Genomic DNA, 14,589 nt, shown 5'->3' with positions numbered 1-14,589 from the left:
GTTTCATGGGCGCCGTAACCGAGAAACCGGAACCTTTCCTACCGGAAACCGAGGAAGAGGCAGGGGAAGGAAAAGCGGCCGGCAAAGCAACGGAATCCCGTCGCCCCCGCCCCGACCGCGCCGGGGTGATCGCCGCCGGCGTCGCTCTCGCCGCCTGCACAGGGCTCGTCCTCTACGGCGTCCTCGACAGCGGCGGGGACGACAGTCCGCCCGAACGCCGGGTTCCCACCGCCTCGGTGACCTACGAAGTCACCGGCAGCGGCACGGCTGACATCACCTACCAGGCCCGCAGTGAGTCCGGAAAGGGCGTGACCGTCAAGGGTGCGGCCCTGCCGTGGCGCAAGACGGTAGCCGTCCCGCTCGGCCGCGATGCCGTCGTCAACATCGTGCTCGGCGAGCAGGGCGGCCAGGCCCGCTGCACCCTCACTGTTCGCGGTCAGTACGTCCAAGGCGCCTCCGCCAGCGGCGAGTTCGGCCGCGCCACCTGCACCGGCTCTCTGCCCCGACCGGACAAGGCGGGCGGCGGCGCGGACCGCGCGTGACCCAGCAAGACAGTTCTTCAGGCAACCCAGAGCGCAAGGAGCTCACCGTGCAGTCCCTCTCCCGGCAGGTTCTGACCAGCGCCGCCGTCCTCAGCGTCCTGGCGCTGACCTCCGCCTGCGGTGGGCAGGACGACGAGCAGCAGGCGGCCTCGGACTCGCTGTCGGCACCGAACACCTCTGAGTCCGGCACCCCTGGCGCCTCCCGCAGCGCGTCACCCAGCGCCTCCGGATCGCCCTCCGCCAGCCCTTCCACCTCCACCAAGGCATCCGCATCGGCAAAGGCTTCCGCCTCTGCCCGGGGCAGTGCCGCCAAGGCCGGCGAGGGAACCGCCGGCGGCACCACCGGGTCCGGAGCATCCGGCGCTGACGCGCCCGCCCCCACCGCGCCCGACTTCCCGGTCCCCGTGGAGGTGGGTGACGCGACCCAGGTGATCACGGTCAAGGCCAGCGGCTCCTACGCCACCGTCACCGCCTGGGCCAAGGGTTCCTCCGGCTGGAAGGCACAGTTCAGCACCGGCGCGGGCCGGGTCGGCTCCAACGGTGTCACCAGCGGGGCGACCCGGATGCAGAACACCTACACCACCCCCGGCGGCACCTACACCATCACCGAGGGCTTCGGCCACGTCGCTGGCGGCACCGCCATGCCGTACCACGTCGTCACCGCCGACGACTGGTGGGTACAGGACCCGGAATCGAAGTTCTACAACGAGATGCACGGAGAGACTGGCGCCGACTTCCCCCTCACCGAATCCGGCGACCGGGGCAGCGAACACCTCATCAACTACCCCACCCAGTACGCCAAAGCCCTCGTCATCAACTTCAACCGCTGGCCCGCCACCCCCGGTCGCGGCGCGGGCATCTTCCTCCACGTCAACGGCAGCGGCGCCACCGCGGGCTGCGTCTCCGTCCCCCGCGCCACCATGGACCAGATCATGGGCTGGATCACCCCGTCCGCCCACCCTCGCATCGCCATCGGGTGAGCGGCGGCGTGGACGCGCAGGCAGGATGGGCGGGAGTTCGGGAACGGGTCATTGCGGTGGAGGAGGCCCAGCATCAGGCACGCGGCTGGGGTCCTCCTCAGCACCCCGTCTTCGAACCCGCCCTGACTGCCGCAGAGATTGCTGAGGTCGAGGCGCAATACGGTGTCGAACTCCCCGTGGAGTACCGCACCTTCTTGGCGGAGGTCGGCGCGGGTGGACCCGGACCCGAGATCGAGCTGACATCGTTGCGTCGCGTCGTGGGGAAATGGGGCTGGGTCTGGGAAGGTGGCGATCCCATTCTGCTCGACCCGAGCGGACCCTTCGTCGAGACGGAAGAGTGGGCCGACCAACAGCTGGCAACCCTCCGCGCTGCCGGATACGAGCCCACTACCCGCGACGAGGACGAGGACTACCGGCACGACTACTTGGAGGTCTTCGACGATGCCGAACACCGGATCTGGCATGAGGAACGGGATCGGGGCGCGATCCTCATCAGTGACAACGGATGCGGAATGACCAGCTGCCTCATCATCGTCGGTCCGCACCGCGGAGAACTCCGAGACCGGGACGTTGGGATCAACCCGCCCTACCTACCGATCGTCGATGCGCACGGAAACCGGCACAACTTCCGCACCTGGTATCTCGAATGGCTTGAGCGCCGCGAGCGAGAAGCCTTGGGGCCCGAGGACGGCGGTCCTGGCTCGCAGTAGCCGTCGTCCCGACGGAGGACTCGTGCGTACGGCCGCAATCAGCGAGTAACCCGTCACCCCTTCTCGACGAGTTCGAGGGTGTGCCGGGCGTGCTCCAGGGAGCCTTCGACGGTGTCCACGTCATACATCGAGTCGATCATGAAGTGGTCGATTCCGGTGTGCTCGTGGATTGCCTTGATGGTGTCGGCGACCTTGTCCGTGCTCGTGCCGGCGTCGATGTTCACCCGCAGCATCGTGTCGATCACATGGGGGTCACCGCTGATCAGGTCGATCGTGGTCAGCGACCGGGCCAGCTGGACGGGCGGGTACAGCGGAGCGACCAGGACGTGAGAGCCCAGCAGGACGCGGCTGGTTGCTGCTGCGCCAACACTCAGCAGTACTAACGGGTCAGCTGCGGGGTTCAGTTCCTGCTCCGCTGCGACGTGATCCTCTTCGAGCCGCTCTCAGGCCAGTGCGGGGGTGTCAGCCCGACGGCGGAGCCGACTCTCATCGGTGAGTCGTCAAGTGGCTGATGCCGCCGTGGAGTTGTCGACCGTCCCGAGGGTCGCCGCGTCCGGAAGGTTCACGAGTTGCGGCACCGTTGGTGGTGGTGCTCAGTGGCGGTACACGGCCGTAGCGATCTCGATGAAGGACCGGATCAACGGGTTCGTGTCGCCTTCGTTCCACACCGCCACCACCCGGCTCGGCGGCATGTCCATCAGCGGTACCACGGCCAGCTCTGCGGACAGGTCGTGGCCGAGCGGTGCCAGGCCGACCGTGCCGTTCCACAGCACGGCCTGCACGCATTCCTGGACGGCGCGGACCACCGGGCCCTCGCGTGGCGTGCCGCCGTTCCAGTACGACTGCCAGATGGGGTCGGTGCCCTGTGGGAACTGGAACCAGCGGCGGTCACTCAGTTCGGCCAGCCTCAACTGTTCGCGGTGGGCCAGCGGATCGTCGGCGCGCAGGACCACTCCGACCGGGTCGGTCCGCAGGACCCGTACCGCCAGGGCAGTCTCGTCGAACGGCGCCCGAGTCAAGGCGACATCGACCAGACCGGCGCGCAACCCGCACGTCGGGTCGGTCAGACCGGTGTCGCGGATGCGGATGTCGATGCCGGGGTGGCGTCGGCTGTAGGCGGCAGCCAGCCTGGACACTCCCGGGTCGGTGCCGTCGCCCAGGATGCCGACGGTGATGCTCGCGATGCCGGCCGCCGCCCTCACGCGTACACCGACGCGGTCGGCTTGGTCGAGCAGGGCCCGCGCCTCGTCGAGCAGCACCGTGCCTGCCGACGTCAGCGCGACGCCGGTGGGCGAGCGGGTGAACAGCACGGCCCCGACATCGGCCTCCAGCCGCTTGATCGCCCGGCTCAACGGCGGCTGACTCATGTGCAGTCGGGTGGCGGCCCGGCCGAAGTGGAGTTCCTCCGCGACCGCCACGAAATAGCGCAAGGTCCGTAGCTCCACGCTGCAACGATACCCATCAGGTATCGGCGCTGCGGAAGGGGTCTTGGACACCGGCAGGGCTCCGGCGGTGCACTCGTGAGCGTGACCGAAGAAGCAAGGACCAGCTGGCTGCGCACCGACCCCGCCGTATCACGCACTCGGCGATCGCGAGGCGCTGCCCGGGCGCTGGCCGTCCTCCAGAACGCGCATGTGCGTGGCCAATATCGACACGATGGGCCGTTATGCGACCGAGCCCGCCCACGACCTCACATGAAGCAACCGACGCAATCGACGCAATCGATGGGTCCCCGTGAACCAGTGTCCCAGGAACGGGAACGATGAACATCGCCTACTGGATCGTCGCGGGACTGCTCGCCCTCTTCTACGTCTACGCAGGCACTCTGAAGCTGATTCGCAGCCGCGATCAGCTCCGGCCGATGATGGCCTGGGTCGACCGCGTGTCCATGCCCGCTCTCAGGGCGCTGGGGACGGTCGAACTGCTCGGCGCGACCGGCCTGATCCTTCCGCCTCTGACCGGTATCGCTCCCTCGCTGGCGCCGGCCGCGGCCGGCGGCTTCGTGCTCCTCCAGACCGGTGCGATCGCCATCCACCTGACCGGCGGAGACCGCCGGATCGCGCTCAACGTCGGACTTACCGCAACCGCGGCCGTGACCGTCTGGTTGGCCACCGGGCTGTGACAGGGCGCAGCCGTCGACTCGTGGAGGCCACAGCAGCATGACGACGGTCGGAGGACACGCGACCACAGGCAACGAAGTCGTCCCGGTCCCTGGCGGGCCCGCCCCGTGGCCGGGAAAATTCGGGTGGTGCTCGTCCGGAGGACGTCGATGGAGCTTGGCGCCGAGTCTTGAGCCCGAAACGAAGTCGGACGCAGGGACCGTGTGCAGGAGTCCGGTGATGTTGCCATGAGCACGCAAGAGAGCTTCTTCGAATCCTGTGGCCCCGGAAGGGCGGGCACCGCCGGCTGACCGAACCGGTCGTCAGGAGGCGGCTATGGACGTGTTCGAGGAACGCTGCGCCGGGGTCGACCTGGGCAAGATCGAGTGCAAGGTATGCATCCGGGTCCCGGGGAAGGGGAAGCGGAGCCGTCGCGAGGTGCGTACGTTCTCGACGATGTGCGACGGCCTGCTGGAACTGCGGGACTGGCTGCTGGAGAACGAGATCACCAGGGTGGGTATGGAGGCCACCACGTCCTACTGGAAGCCGTTGTACTACCTGCTCGACGCGACGGAAGGCATCGAGCCGTGGCTGCTGAACGCCCAGCACATCAAGACCGTACCGGGGCGCAAGACCGACGTCAGGGACTGCGAGTGGATCTGCCGCCTGATCGAGCACGGGCTGGTGAGGCCCAGTTTCGTACCGCCGCGCGACATCCGACAGCTGCGGGATCTGACCCGCTATCGCACCGAGACCGTCCGGGACCGGGCCAGGGACGTCTACCGGCTGGCGATGTTCCTCGAGGACGCAGGCATCAAGCTCAGCGCCGTGGTCTCCGACAACACCGGCCGGTCCGCCCGGAGCATGCTCGATGCCCTGGTCGCCGGGGAGCGTGATCCGCAAGTACTGGCGGGGATGGCGCTGGGCCGCATGCTGGAGAAGGTGCCACTGCTGAACCGCGCGCTGACCAACAGCTTCACCGACCACCACGCGTTCATGGTCGCGGCGATGCTGCGGGCGATCGACCAGGCAGACGCCCGGATCGCTCAGCTGAGCCAGGAGATCGCTCGTCAACTGCAGCCGCTGCAGCGCCAGGCCGAGCTGCTGACCACGATCCCCGGCGTCAGCCTGGTCCTGGCTCAGGTCATCATCGCGGAGATCGGGGTGGACATGAGCAGGTTCGCCACCGCCGGCCACCTCGCCTCCTGGGCGGGGATGTGCCCGGGAAACAACGAGTCCGCCGGCAAACGAATGTCCGGCCGGACCCGGCACGGCGACACATGGCTCAAGACCGCTTTATACATGGCCGGTTCAAGCGCCGCCAGGATGAAGACCACCTACCTCGGCGCCCAGTTCCGGAGGCTGGTGCCACACCGCGGCGTGAAACGGGCGACCGTCGCGGTCGGGCACTCCATCCTCGTCGCCGCGTGGCACATCTTGCACGACGATGTCCCCTACCGGGACCTGGGAGCCGATCACTTCACCAGCCGACTGGGCAGGGAACGGCAGACCCGACGCCTGCTCGCCCAACTCGCGGCACTTGGCCACGACGTCACCATCGCGCCCCGCCAGGACACCGCTTGACCTGGGCAAACGTCGGAGCCCTCGGCTGATTTTCAAGAGAGCTTCGATGTGCCGCTCTCCCGGGCCGAACCACGGTGCCGACTTCGGAAGCGGGTCCCGTCACCTACCAGCGACGATCCTGCCCCTCCGCATCACGCTCCGCAGTGGTCGTCCAGGCGTCGTGGGGCCCGGCCTGATAAGCCGGGGAGACGCCGCGAGTTCGCGCGGCTTCTTGCTCGGCAGTGTCCAGCCAGCGCTCCCAGCGGTGCCGCATCGGCCGGATCATGCCTCCGCCCACGCCGACGATCAGGATGCCCGTCACCGTAGCCAGCACCGCGTACAGCATCGGCTGGGTGACCGTGGTGGCGATGCCGGCCTGTCCGAGCGCCGCGACGGCGCCCAGTGCCACGATGGCCCCCCAGACCAGGCCTGCGACCGTCGGCCCGTAGGAGACGCCGGAGAGCGCGCTCGCGACGATGGTGCGAACTGCGTTGGCGATGGCCATGGCGACAACGATGAGGATCACGGCGACCACGGCGCGCGGCAGCCAGGCGACCAGTTCGTTGATCATGGTGCTGACCGGGTTGGGCCCGAGGACGCCGAGCGCGAGCTGAAGCGTGATGAGCATCAGCGTCCAATAAACGATTCTGCAAACGATGCCCGTCAGGTCGTGAGCGGAGTTCAGGAGCATGCGGTCCACTCCGGCCCGTTCCGCCAGCCGCTCCGATCCCGCCTTGCGCAGGACGCGATCGAGGACGCGGCCGATCATCTTGGACACGAACCAGCCGATGGCCAGGATGACCAGGAAACCAGCGAGCTTCGGCACGAACTGAGCGATCTTGGACCAGGCGTCGTCGAGGCCCTGCGTGAAGTCGATGGACAAGACGGCCATCAGAATCCTTTCGTCTGTGTGCGGTATCCGTCCTGCGGCTAACGCGGCCATCCGCAGAACGGCGCGGTGTCGCCACGCACATGAGTCGAAAGAAGGGACGATCGAACCTCTGCCTGAGACCGAGGCCGCACGCCGGAACCCAACAGCGGACAACTGGACCGGAGGGAAACCCAGGTCGAGTTGCGCGATGGCGCCGAAGGTCTTAGGTATACGGATCCGGCCGCGAAATCGGTACTGGCGCGGAGGGTTGTCACGACAGAGGCGTGAGGTACATGCCGGTCGTGCCCGCTCCGGGGGTGTTGCGGCACGTGTGGTGGCCGCCCGGTGCGGCTGTGTAGGCGAGGGTGAGGCAGCGGCCCTGGCCGAGTTGGCCGTAGTAGTTGGGGTGCATGGATTCCTGGACGGGGCCCTGGGTCTCGTTGCTGTCTATCCAGCGGGCCCACTCGCTGCTCGTGGCCGACGGTGACTGGGTCGACGTGACCAACTGGCTTGCCTTCGCGCACACTTCGCGGCCCTGGAGCATGTCGCGCAGGTCCAGGAACTCGACGCCCTTGGCGGTGGCGACCTGTCGCAGCCGGGTCGCGAGCTGCGGGACGAGGGAGTCGCGGGCCCAGTCGGAGTCCTTGTTCCAGAAGGGACAGCCGCCGGTGGAGACGCGGGACCAACCGCTTTCGCTGTAGCGGTTCTCGGCGCCGCGCGGGATGGGCGACGGGTAGGACTGGAGGATGATCCGGTACGAGCCGGCGCTGTAGCCGGCCGTGGTCATGACGGCACGGATCTCGTCGATGCTCTTGGCCACGCCCGCCATCACGGTGTCGATCTTCGCGTCCACGACGGGCTGCTGGTCGTCGTGGCAGTACGAGTACCAGACGATGTAGTCCTTGGCGCACTTCTCGATGATGGCGGCGAAGCCCAGGTCGTTGCCGCCGACCGACAGCGCGATGGCCTTCACGTCGTGGGAGGCGGCGACGGCGGCGAGGCGATCGGCCTGTGGGGTCTCGCCCTTGTAGGGCTGGCCGCCGGAGGCGGAGCGGAAGACGTTGGCGGTGGTGGCGCCTGAGCAGGCGAGGTTGACCACGGTCTGCACGCCGGTGCCGGTGGCGCTGTTGACCTCAGCGGAGTCGGAGCGGTGGCAGCCGTTGGCCGCCGTGTCGCCGTACACGCGCGTGGGATCGTAGGTGCTCCCCGTCCATGCCCGGTCGGAGCCGTCCCGGCTGCCACTGTTGTTCAGGCTGTTGCCGCGCCAGCGCCCGGCCTCGCCGGAGATGTAGCTGTCGCCGAGGGAGACGATCGCGGTGGGGCCGCTCGACGGGCTCGCGGTGGCGGGCTCGGCCGCGGCGAGGGCGGTGCCGAGCATGGTCGCCGCGGTCAGTGCGGTGACGAGGCGTCGTCGGACACGTGCGCCGGCTCGGGGCGAGGGGGCGTTTTCAGACACGGCGAACTCCGTCGTTCAGCCAGGCCAGGGGTGATATCCGGACAGGAGCAGGGGTCACCCCTGGGTGTGTGGCACGCAGGTGAGAGGGGCCATCGGGTCGGTGGCAGGCAGGAATGTGGCACACGGCGCCTTGTTACCGCTAGGTAGGTGACGAGGATTTCCGGCCACGTGACCGTTCTGTTTTCCGCAACGCCGCGGAGCGGAATCCCGCCAGGGTGCGGGTCTACGTGACCGACTCGCTCCCCGCTATTGACCGTGCTCCGTCAAAGCCCTAACCTCCGGGCAAGTGTAAGGAAACTTTACTAACAATCGAGGTCAAGATCACCGTCAGTTGAGACCCCACCAGGAGGACGCAATGCGCAGACCCCTGTCAACTCTGCTAGCCGGCACCCTGCTTGCCGCACTCGGCTTCGGCCTCGCTCCTTCCCCCGCGCTCGCCACCGTCACCGAGCGCGCCCCCGCGGCCGGCGCTCAGGTCGCCGCCTACGCACAGTGGCAGCCGAACACCTCGTACACCGTGGGCACGCGAGTCTCCTACGGCGGCAAGGACTACGAATGCCTTCAGAGCCACACCTCCCTGACCGGCTGGGAGCCCTCCAACACACCCGCCCTGTGGAAGCTGCTCGGTGACAGCAGCGGCGGCACCGACACCACCGCGCCCTCTGCCCCCGCCAGCCTGCGCAGCACCGGCACCACATCCTCCAGCGTGTCCCTGGCCTGGAACGCCGCCGGCGACAATGTGGGGGTGACCGGATATGTGGTGTACCGCGACGGCGCCCAGGTCGCCACGACGGCCGGCACCTCGCACACCGTCGGCAGTCTGTCGGCGAGCACGGCGTACACCTTCACCGTCCGCGCCCGCGACGCGGCGGGCAACATCTCACCGGCCTCCAACGCCGTCACCGCCACCACCCAGAGCGACGGCGGAACCCCGCCGGGCACCACTCCCGCCGCGATCAACGGCCGGCTCAAGGTGTGCGGTGTGAAGCTGTGCAACCAGTACGGCAAGCCCATCCAACTGCGAGGCATGAGCAGCCACGGCCTCCAGTGGTACAGCCACTGTCTGACCAACGGTTCCCTGGACGCGCTCGCCACCGACTGGAACTCCGACGTACTGCGCATCTCCCTCTATGTCCAAGAGGGCGGCTACGAGACCAACCCGAGGATGTTCACCGACCGGGTCCATCAGCTCATCGAGATGGCCACGGCCCGCGGCATGTACGCCCTCGTCGACTGGCACCAGCTCACGCCCGGAGACCCCAACTACAACCTGTCCCGCGCCAAGACGTTCTTCACCGAGATCGCGCAGCGCCACCGCGGCAAGACCAACCTGCTGTACGACATCGCCAACGAACCCAACGGCGTCAGCTGGTCACGGATCAAGTCCTACGCCGAGCAGCTCATCCCCGTCATCCGCGCCCAGGACCCCACCACCCCGATCCTCATCGGCACCCACGGCTGGGGCTCCCTCGGAATCTCGGACGGCCGCAACGAGACCGACATCATCAACAACCCGGTCCAGGCGACCAACATCATGTACACCTTCCACTTCTACGCGGCCTCGCACGACCAGGAGTACCTGGACGCGCTCAACCGGGCATCGGACCGCATCCCGATCTTCGTCACCGAGTTCGGCACCCAGGAAGCCTCCGGTGACGGCCCGAACAACTTCACCCGCACCCAGCAGTACCTCGACCTGATGGCCAACAAGAAGATCAGCTGGGTCAATTGGAACTTCTCCGACGACGAACGCTCCGGAGCCGTCTTCAAGCCCGGCACGTGCAACAACAACGGCCCCTGGACCGGCACCACTTCACTCAAGCCGGCAGGTGTCTGGATCCGCGACCGAATCCGCACCCCGGACTCCTTCCCCACGACCTGATCAGCAGCCGCTCTCCGCCCGACCGGTCGGGCGGAGAGCGGCATGCCTGGAGTCGGTCTCCGCGGGCTGCCGCTAATCGCCCGAGAACCCGAAGATCCCCAGGTGGGTGGGCTTGTCATCGGAGCGGAGGACGACGTAGTAACCGGTCCATCGCATCCGACACTCGCCGAGAAGAGTCCGTACGTGCTCCTCGTGGGTCGCGACCTGGTTGGCAGCGGCGACGAGCGTCTCGTACTGCTCGACAGTGGGTCGGTCCGTACCGAAGTGGTGGACTACGCGGCTGAGTGCCAAGGGGCGCAGAGTGTTGTAGTCGGAGACACAGGACTGCATCGGCGGGATGTCCAGGGCAACGACTCTGTCGATGTCGAGGATCGTGTGCGTGCCCTCGTTCCCCATGAACTCCGCGTCCTCGTACAGGTCCTCCATGCTTCGGTACTGGGAACCGTCCCCGTACTCCTCCTGAAACACCCTGGCCTGCAACGCCTCCAGCGCCGCCTCGACATCCCCGTCGTACGCGGTGACGTAATCCCACCCACTGGCACCCACCGAGCCGCCCTCCTTGAAGTATGCGAACGGCCGAAACGCTAGTGTCCTGAGTCGTTAATTCGTGTGCAGTACGCGGCAAGAGTGTCGAGGATGTCGTCGGCGGTCTTCGTCCAGACGAACGGCTTGGGGCTCTTGTTCCACTCGTTGATCCAGCCGCGGATGTCCCGTTCCAGTTCGACGACGCTGCGGTGGGCCGAGCGGCGGAGTTTGCGGCAGGTCAGCTCCGCGAACCAGCGCTCGACGAGGTTGAGCCAGGACGCCGAGGTGGGAGTGAAGTGCAGATGGAAGCGGGGATGCCGAAGCAGCCACTTCTTGACCGGCTCGGTCTTGTGGGTGGCGTAGTTGTCCAGGATCAGGTGGAGTTCGAGGTGCTTGGGAACGGCCGCGTCGATGACCTTCAGGAAGCGAAGGAACTCCTGGTGGCGGTGGCGGCGGTAGTGCTGGGCGATGACCGAGCCAGAGGCGATGTCCAGGGCGGCGAACAAGCTGGTTGTGCCATGCCGGACGTAGTCGTGCGTCATCCTCGCCGGCGTGGTCGGCGCCATCGGCAGCACTGGCTGGGTCCGGTCCAAGGCCTGTATCTGCGACTTCTCGTCGACCGCCAGAACCAGGGCGTTCTCCGGCGGGGACAGGTAAATGCCCACCACGTCGCGGACCTTGGTCACGAACTGCGGGTCGGTCGACAGTTTCCAGGTCTCCACGATGTGCGGTTTGAGGCCGAACGCCCGCCAGATCCGCGAGACAGCCGACTGCGACATGCCCGCGGCATCGGCCATCGAACGCGTCGACCAGTGCGAATCACCCGTCGGCGGCGCCTGGCCGAGCGTCCTGGCGACCAGAGCTTCGACCTGCTCGTCCGTGATCTTCCGCGGCGGCCCCGGACGCGGCCGGTCCACCAGACCCTCCAGCCGGTCCGCGGCGAACCGGGACCGCCACTTGCGCACCGTCTCCCGCGAGACACCCAGGTCATCCGCGACCCGCGCGTTCGACATGCCCTCCGCGCACGCCAGCACGACCCTCGACCGCAACACCAGCGCCTGCGAGGCGGTCTGTTTGCGCAACCAACCCCGCAGCACCCGGCGTTCGTGATCGGACAGTTCCAGCGGCAACGGCTTCGGACCAGGCACCGCCCCACCCTACAACCGCAAGCGAACTAACGACTCAGGACACTAGCGGCAGGCACTGACAAGTCCTGGCCTGTGCGTGTGTGATCCCCGGGCGCGGTCACGCGCCATGGTTGATCCATCGCCGGAGCGCGGCCTGGGTCGGGTCGTCCAACCGGCACAGGGCCTTGATGGCGTCGAGGTCGCCGGGCAGGGGTGCGATGCCGGCGGTGGTGAGCGCGGCATGCAGGTCCAGGCGGCGACGGTCGGTCGGTTCGACGGGACTGGACGGGCGATCGGCCGGGTCCGGTACCGGCAGGACGTAGTCGTCGATGCGCGCGGCAGGGAAGCGGTAGGGGTCGAGATCCTGAAGCGCAGCGCTGCCCGTGGTGAAAATCTGATTTCCGGTCACGAGTGCCTCCTCGGTCGGATATGGAGAAGACAACGGGTGGGGGAGCGCGGGCGGTTGCGGCGCACGGCCGCAGTCCACTCGAATGTCCCCTACGGCATCTCGTCACAAGACAGATGAACCAACAGCACGTGAACAGGCAGGCTTCAATTCGCGGCGTCCATTTTCAGGCGGCCGATATGAATCCTTGTGCGCATTCGCCATGATGCCCCGTCTCGGTCCGGCGGAAGCATTGGACCAGGCAGGATCCGTATACCTAGATCCGAGAGTGTGGTAACGAGCCGCGCGTGCCCGGTTAGTAGGACTATTTCCATTTCGCTTGTCGAGGTGCGGTGAAGCTGTGACAGTCGATTGTCGAAAGGGCACGGCCTGAGTTCCGAATGGACGCAGGCCGTGAAATCCACCGTTGAGGAGGAATTCTTCATGAAGAAGGTCTACGAGGCGCCGACGCTGGTGCGACTGGGTTCGTTCCGGAAGCAGACGGGGCTGCTGGGGCGCTCGGGCAACGACCGGCTGATCCTCAGCAAGAACTGACTCGGCGGAGCCTGATCCGACGTCATGACTGAACTGCACGAGAGTGCGGCGGCGGGCCGTGGCGACGCGTACTGCACAGTCTTCCCGGACTGTGCGGACGCGGCCGCCGTGGCCCGCTCGTTCTCCCGCCCCGGCACGCAGACCCTGGAACACGACTCCGGCCGCCCTTGGCTGATCGGCCGCTGGCGCGACGACGAGATCGTCCAGGCGCGGGCCGGCTCCACGGTCGCGCTGGCCCTCCTCGGCCGCAGCGACGTCGACGCGGCCGACCTGAGGCGTGCCGCGGGCCGTGCCCGCAACCTCTCCGACATCGACACCTGGGCACGCTCACTGCCCGGCAGCTTCCACCTCCTGGCCTGCGTCGACGGCCGGATCCACGTCCGAGGCACCGCCTCCGGACTGCGCCTGGTCTTCCACGCCGAGGTCGACGGCGTGCAGGTGGCCGCCACCCGCGCCGACGTCCTGGCCGCGGCCCTGGGCGCGGATCCCGACCCGGAACAGATCGCGGTACGCCTGCTGTGGCCCGTGCCGCACCCTCTGTACCAGGCCCCGATGTGGCGCGGCATCACCGCCGTGGCACCGCAGGACGCGCTGGAGCTGTCCGCCGACGGGCACCTGGCACGCCACACCCCTTGGTGGACGCCTCCCGAACCGACCGTGCCGCTGGCGATGGGCGCGCCACGGGTCCAGGAAGCCCTCGTCGAGGCGGTCGCGGCACGTACCCGGCAGGGCGGGGTGGTCAGTTGCGACCTGTCCGGAGGACTCGACTCCACCTCGATCACCTTCCTCGCCCATCGCTCGCCGGCCCGCGTCGTCGCCTCCACCTGGCCCGGCCGCGATCCCGCCGACACCGACCTGTACTGGGCCCAGCAGGCAGCCCGACGCCTGCCCGGCGTCGAGCACGTGATCTGGGACGCAGAGGACTCCCCGCTCGTCTACACCGACCTGCTGGACATCGACGACCTGCTGGACGAGCCGACCATCGGCGTCATGGACCGTTCCCGGGTCCTGCACCACCTGCCCGCTCTTGCCGAGCACGGCAGTCGGCTGCATCTGACCGGCATCGGCGGCGATCACGTGGCCTGGTGCTCGGAGGCGTACTACCACCGGATGGCGCGCACCCGCCCGCTCTTCGCGCTGCGGCAGCTGCGCGGCTTCAAGGCGCTGTGGCAGTGGCCGCTGGGCGGCATGCTGCGCGCCCTCGCCGACGGCCGGTCGTACGGCACCTGGCTCGCGGATGCCGAACACCGGATGCGCGACCCGCTGCCCGACACCGTGTCCGCGGGGCTCGGCTGGGGGATGAGCCCGCGTCTGTTCGCCTGGGTGACCCCGGAGGCGGAGGATCTCGCGGGCGCCGCGCTGCGCCAAGCAGCCGAACGGGCGCGGCCGTTGCACCGTGACCGCGGTCTGCACACCGATCTGGAGCAGATCCGCTCCTGCTCCCGCATCATCCGGCAGTGGGACCACATGGCCGCCCGCACGGGCGTACCCATGGCCTCACCCTTTCTCGACGACCGCGTCATCGAGGCCTGCCTCGCCGTCCGCCCCTCCGAACGCGTCTCGCCCTGGCGGTACAAACCGCTGCTGACCGCCGCCATGCACGGCATCGTGCCGGAGCCCTCTCTGCGGCGCAGCAACAAGGCCGCCGCGTCCATGGACGCCGCCGACGGTCTGCGCCGGCACCGCGGCGACCTCATGGCGCTGTGGGAGGACTCCCATCTGGCGCGGATGGGCCTGGTCGACGCGGACATGCTGCGCCGCCTGGCCCAGCGACCGGCCACTCCTGAACTGCGTGACGCCGTCCTGTACTCGACGATCGCCGCCGAGGTCTGGCTGCGCTCGCTGTCCCGAGTGGCTCACGGCCCATCATCCGGCCTCCACTGACGGGCCCCGA

Annotated in this window: 15 protein-coding genes and 1 pseudogene; 8 read left to right on the top strand and 8 right to left on the bottom strand. The window is 68.1% G+C overall.

Features of this window, described 5'->3' with window-relative positions:
- Positions 1 to 125 precede the first annotated feature (125 nt).
- The 3 genes from BN159_RS42735 to BN159_RS06145 are packed head-to-tail and all read left to right on the top strand — an operon-like array spanning position 126 to position 2,232.
- Positions 126 to 542, top strand: a complete 417-nt coding sequence (locus tag BN159_RS42735; RefSeq protein WP_231905582.1) for an MmpS family transport accessory protein — start codon at positions 126 to 128, stop codon at positions 540 to 542.
- 47 nt (positions 543 to 589) lie between these two features.
- Positions 590 to 1,522 (top strand): L,D-transpeptidase family protein, encoded by a 933-nt coding sequence (locus BN159_RS06150; protein WP_015656056.1) that lies wholly within the window; start codon positions 590 to 592, stop codon positions 1,520 to 1,522.
- A complete protein-coding gene (locus BN159_RS06145; protein ID WP_157901076.1) occupies positions 1,519 to 2,232 on the top strand; it encodes an SMI1/KNR4 family protein in 714 nt (237 codons plus the stop codon). The genes BN159_RS06150 and BN159_RS06145 overlap by 4 nt, the downstream gene beginning before the upstream one ends.
- 53 nt (positions 2,233 to 2,285) lie before the next feature.
- On the opposite strand, the gene BN159_RS46915 is transcribed toward BN159_RS06145, so the two are convergent.
- From BN159_RS46915 to BN159_RS06135, 3 genes and pseudogenes are all read right to left on the bottom strand, one after another.
- Positions 2,286 to 2,477, bottom strand: coding sequence for a hypothetical protein (locus BN159_RS46915; protein ID WP_041818867.1), 192 nt, complete (start codon positions 2,475 to 2,477; stop codon positions 2,286 to 2,288).
- Positions 2,478 to 2,498: 21 nt separating this feature from the next.
- Positions 2,499 to 2,636 (bottom strand): annotated as a pseudogene (locus BN159_RS46910) (LLM class flavin-dependent oxidoreductase); the annotation flags it as partial.
- Positions 2,637 to 2,825: 189 nt separating this feature from the next.
- Positions 2,826 to 3,677, bottom strand: coding sequence for a LysR family transcriptional regulator (locus BN159_RS06135; protein WP_231905581.1), 852 nt, complete (start codon positions 3,675 to 3,677; stop codon positions 2,826 to 2,828).
- A gap of 317 nt (positions 3,678 to 3,994) precedes the next feature.
- On the opposite strand from BN159_RS06135, the gene BN159_RS06130 reads away from it, so the two are divergent.
- Together BN159_RS06130 and BN159_RS06125 are read left to right on the top strand one after the other, a co-directional pair.
- Positions 3,995 to 4,354, top strand: a complete 360-nt coding sequence (locus tag BN159_RS06130) for a DoxX family protein (protein WP_015656052.1) — start codon at positions 3,995 to 3,997, stop codon at positions 4,352 to 4,354.
- 313 nt (positions 4,355 to 4,667) lie between these two features.
- On the top strand, positions 4,668 to 5,915 hold the full coding sequence (locus BN159_RS06125) for an IS110 family RNA-guided transposase (RefSeq protein ID WP_015656051.1): 1,248 nt from the start codon (positions 4,668 to 4,670) through the stop codon (positions 5,913 to 5,915).
- A 103-nt stretch (positions 5,916 to 6,018) separates the two neighbouring features.
- On the opposite strand, the gene BN159_RS06120 is transcribed toward BN159_RS06125, so the two are convergent.
- Complete coding sequence (locus BN159_RS06120; protein WP_015656050.1) at positions 6,019 to 6,786, bottom strand: mechanosensitive ion channel family protein; 768 nt, start codon at positions 6,784 to 6,786, stop codon at positions 6,019 to 6,021.
- A 250-nt stretch (positions 6,787 to 7,036) separates the two neighbouring features.
- Positions 7,037 to 8,221, bottom strand: a complete 1,185-nt coding sequence (locus BN159_RS06115) for a GDSL-type esterase/lipase family protein (RefSeq protein WP_231905580.1) — start codon at positions 8,219 to 8,221, stop codon at positions 7,037 to 7,039.
- Positions 8,222 to 8,576: 355 nt separating this feature from the next.
- On the opposite strand from BN159_RS06115, the gene BN159_RS06110 reads away from it, so the two are divergent.
- Positions 8,577 to 10,103 (top strand): cellulase family glycosylhydrolase, encoded by a 1,527-nt coding sequence (locus BN159_RS06110; RefSeq protein ID WP_015656048.1) that lies wholly within the window; start codon positions 8,577 to 8,579, stop codon positions 10,101 to 10,103.
- Positions 10,104 to 10,175: 72 nt separating this feature from the next.
- Here the strand turns inward: BN159_RS06110 and BN159_RS06105 are convergent, their stop codons facing one another.
- The 3 genes from BN159_RS06105 to BN159_RS06095 form a co-directional block, all read right to left on the bottom strand.
- Positions 10,176 to 10,649, bottom strand: coding sequence for a hypothetical protein (locus BN159_RS06105; protein WP_015656047.1), 474 nt, complete (start codon positions 10,647 to 10,649; stop codon positions 10,176 to 10,178).
- A gap of 38 nt (positions 10,650 to 10,687) precedes the next feature.
- A complete protein-coding gene (locus tag BN159_RS06100; RefSeq protein WP_015656046.1) occupies positions 10,688 to 11,776 on the bottom strand; it encodes an IS630 family transposase in 1,089 nt (362 codons plus the stop codon).
- A gap of 97 nt (positions 11,777 to 11,873) precedes the next feature.
- Positions 11,874 to 12,164, bottom strand: a complete 291-nt coding sequence (locus BN159_RS06095) for a hypothetical protein (RefSeq protein ID WP_015656045.1) — start codon at positions 12,162 to 12,164, stop codon at positions 11,874 to 11,876.
- Positions 12,165 to 12,554: 390 nt separating this feature from the next.
- Between BN159_RS06095 and BN159_RS45200 the strand changes: the two genes are divergently transcribed.
- Positions 12,555 to 12,695, top strand: coding sequence for a keywimysin-related RiPP (locus BN159_RS45200; RefSeq protein ID WP_231905579.1), 141 nt, complete (start codon positions 12,555 to 12,557; stop codon positions 12,693 to 12,695).
- Between the two features lie 24 nt (positions 12,696 to 12,719).
- Complete coding sequence (locus BN159_RS06090) at positions 12,720 to 14,579, top strand: lasso peptide isopeptide bond-forming cyclase (RefSeq protein ID WP_015656043.1); 1,860 nt, start codon at positions 12,720 to 12,722, stop codon at positions 14,577 to 14,579.
- The last annotated feature ends 10 nt before the right edge of the window (positions 14,580 to 14,589 follow it).

Source organism: Streptomyces davaonensis JCM 4913 (genome assembly GCF_000349325.1).
GTDB lineage: Bacteria > Actinomycetota > Actinomycetes > Streptomycetales > Streptomycetaceae > Streptomyces > Streptomyces davaonensis.
This window is presented reverse-complemented; position numbering and strand designations above follow the sequence as displayed.

Bases quoted from the DNA above. Each gene is read 5' to 3' on its own strand.
- BN159_RS06125 (WP_015656051.1), top strand. From the start codon at position 4,668: ATGGACGTGTTCGAGGAACGCTGCGCCGGGGTCGACCTGGGCAAGATC.
- BN159_RS06090 (WP_015656043.1), top strand. From the start codon at position 12,720: ATGACTGAACTGCACGAGAGTGCGGCGGCGGGCCGTGGCGACGCGTAC.
- BN159_RS06120 (WP_015656050.1), bottom strand. From the start codon at position 6,786: ATGGCCGTCTTGTCCATCGACTTCACGCAGGGCCTCGACGACGCCTGG.
- BN159_RS06110 (WP_015656048.1), top strand. From the start codon at position 8,577: ATGCGCAGACCCCTGTCAACTCTGCTAGCCGGCACCCTGCTTGCCGCA.
- BN159_RS06130 (WP_015656052.1), top strand. From the start codon at position 3,995: ATGAACATCGCCTACTGGATCGTCGCGGGACTGCTCGCCCTCTTCTAC.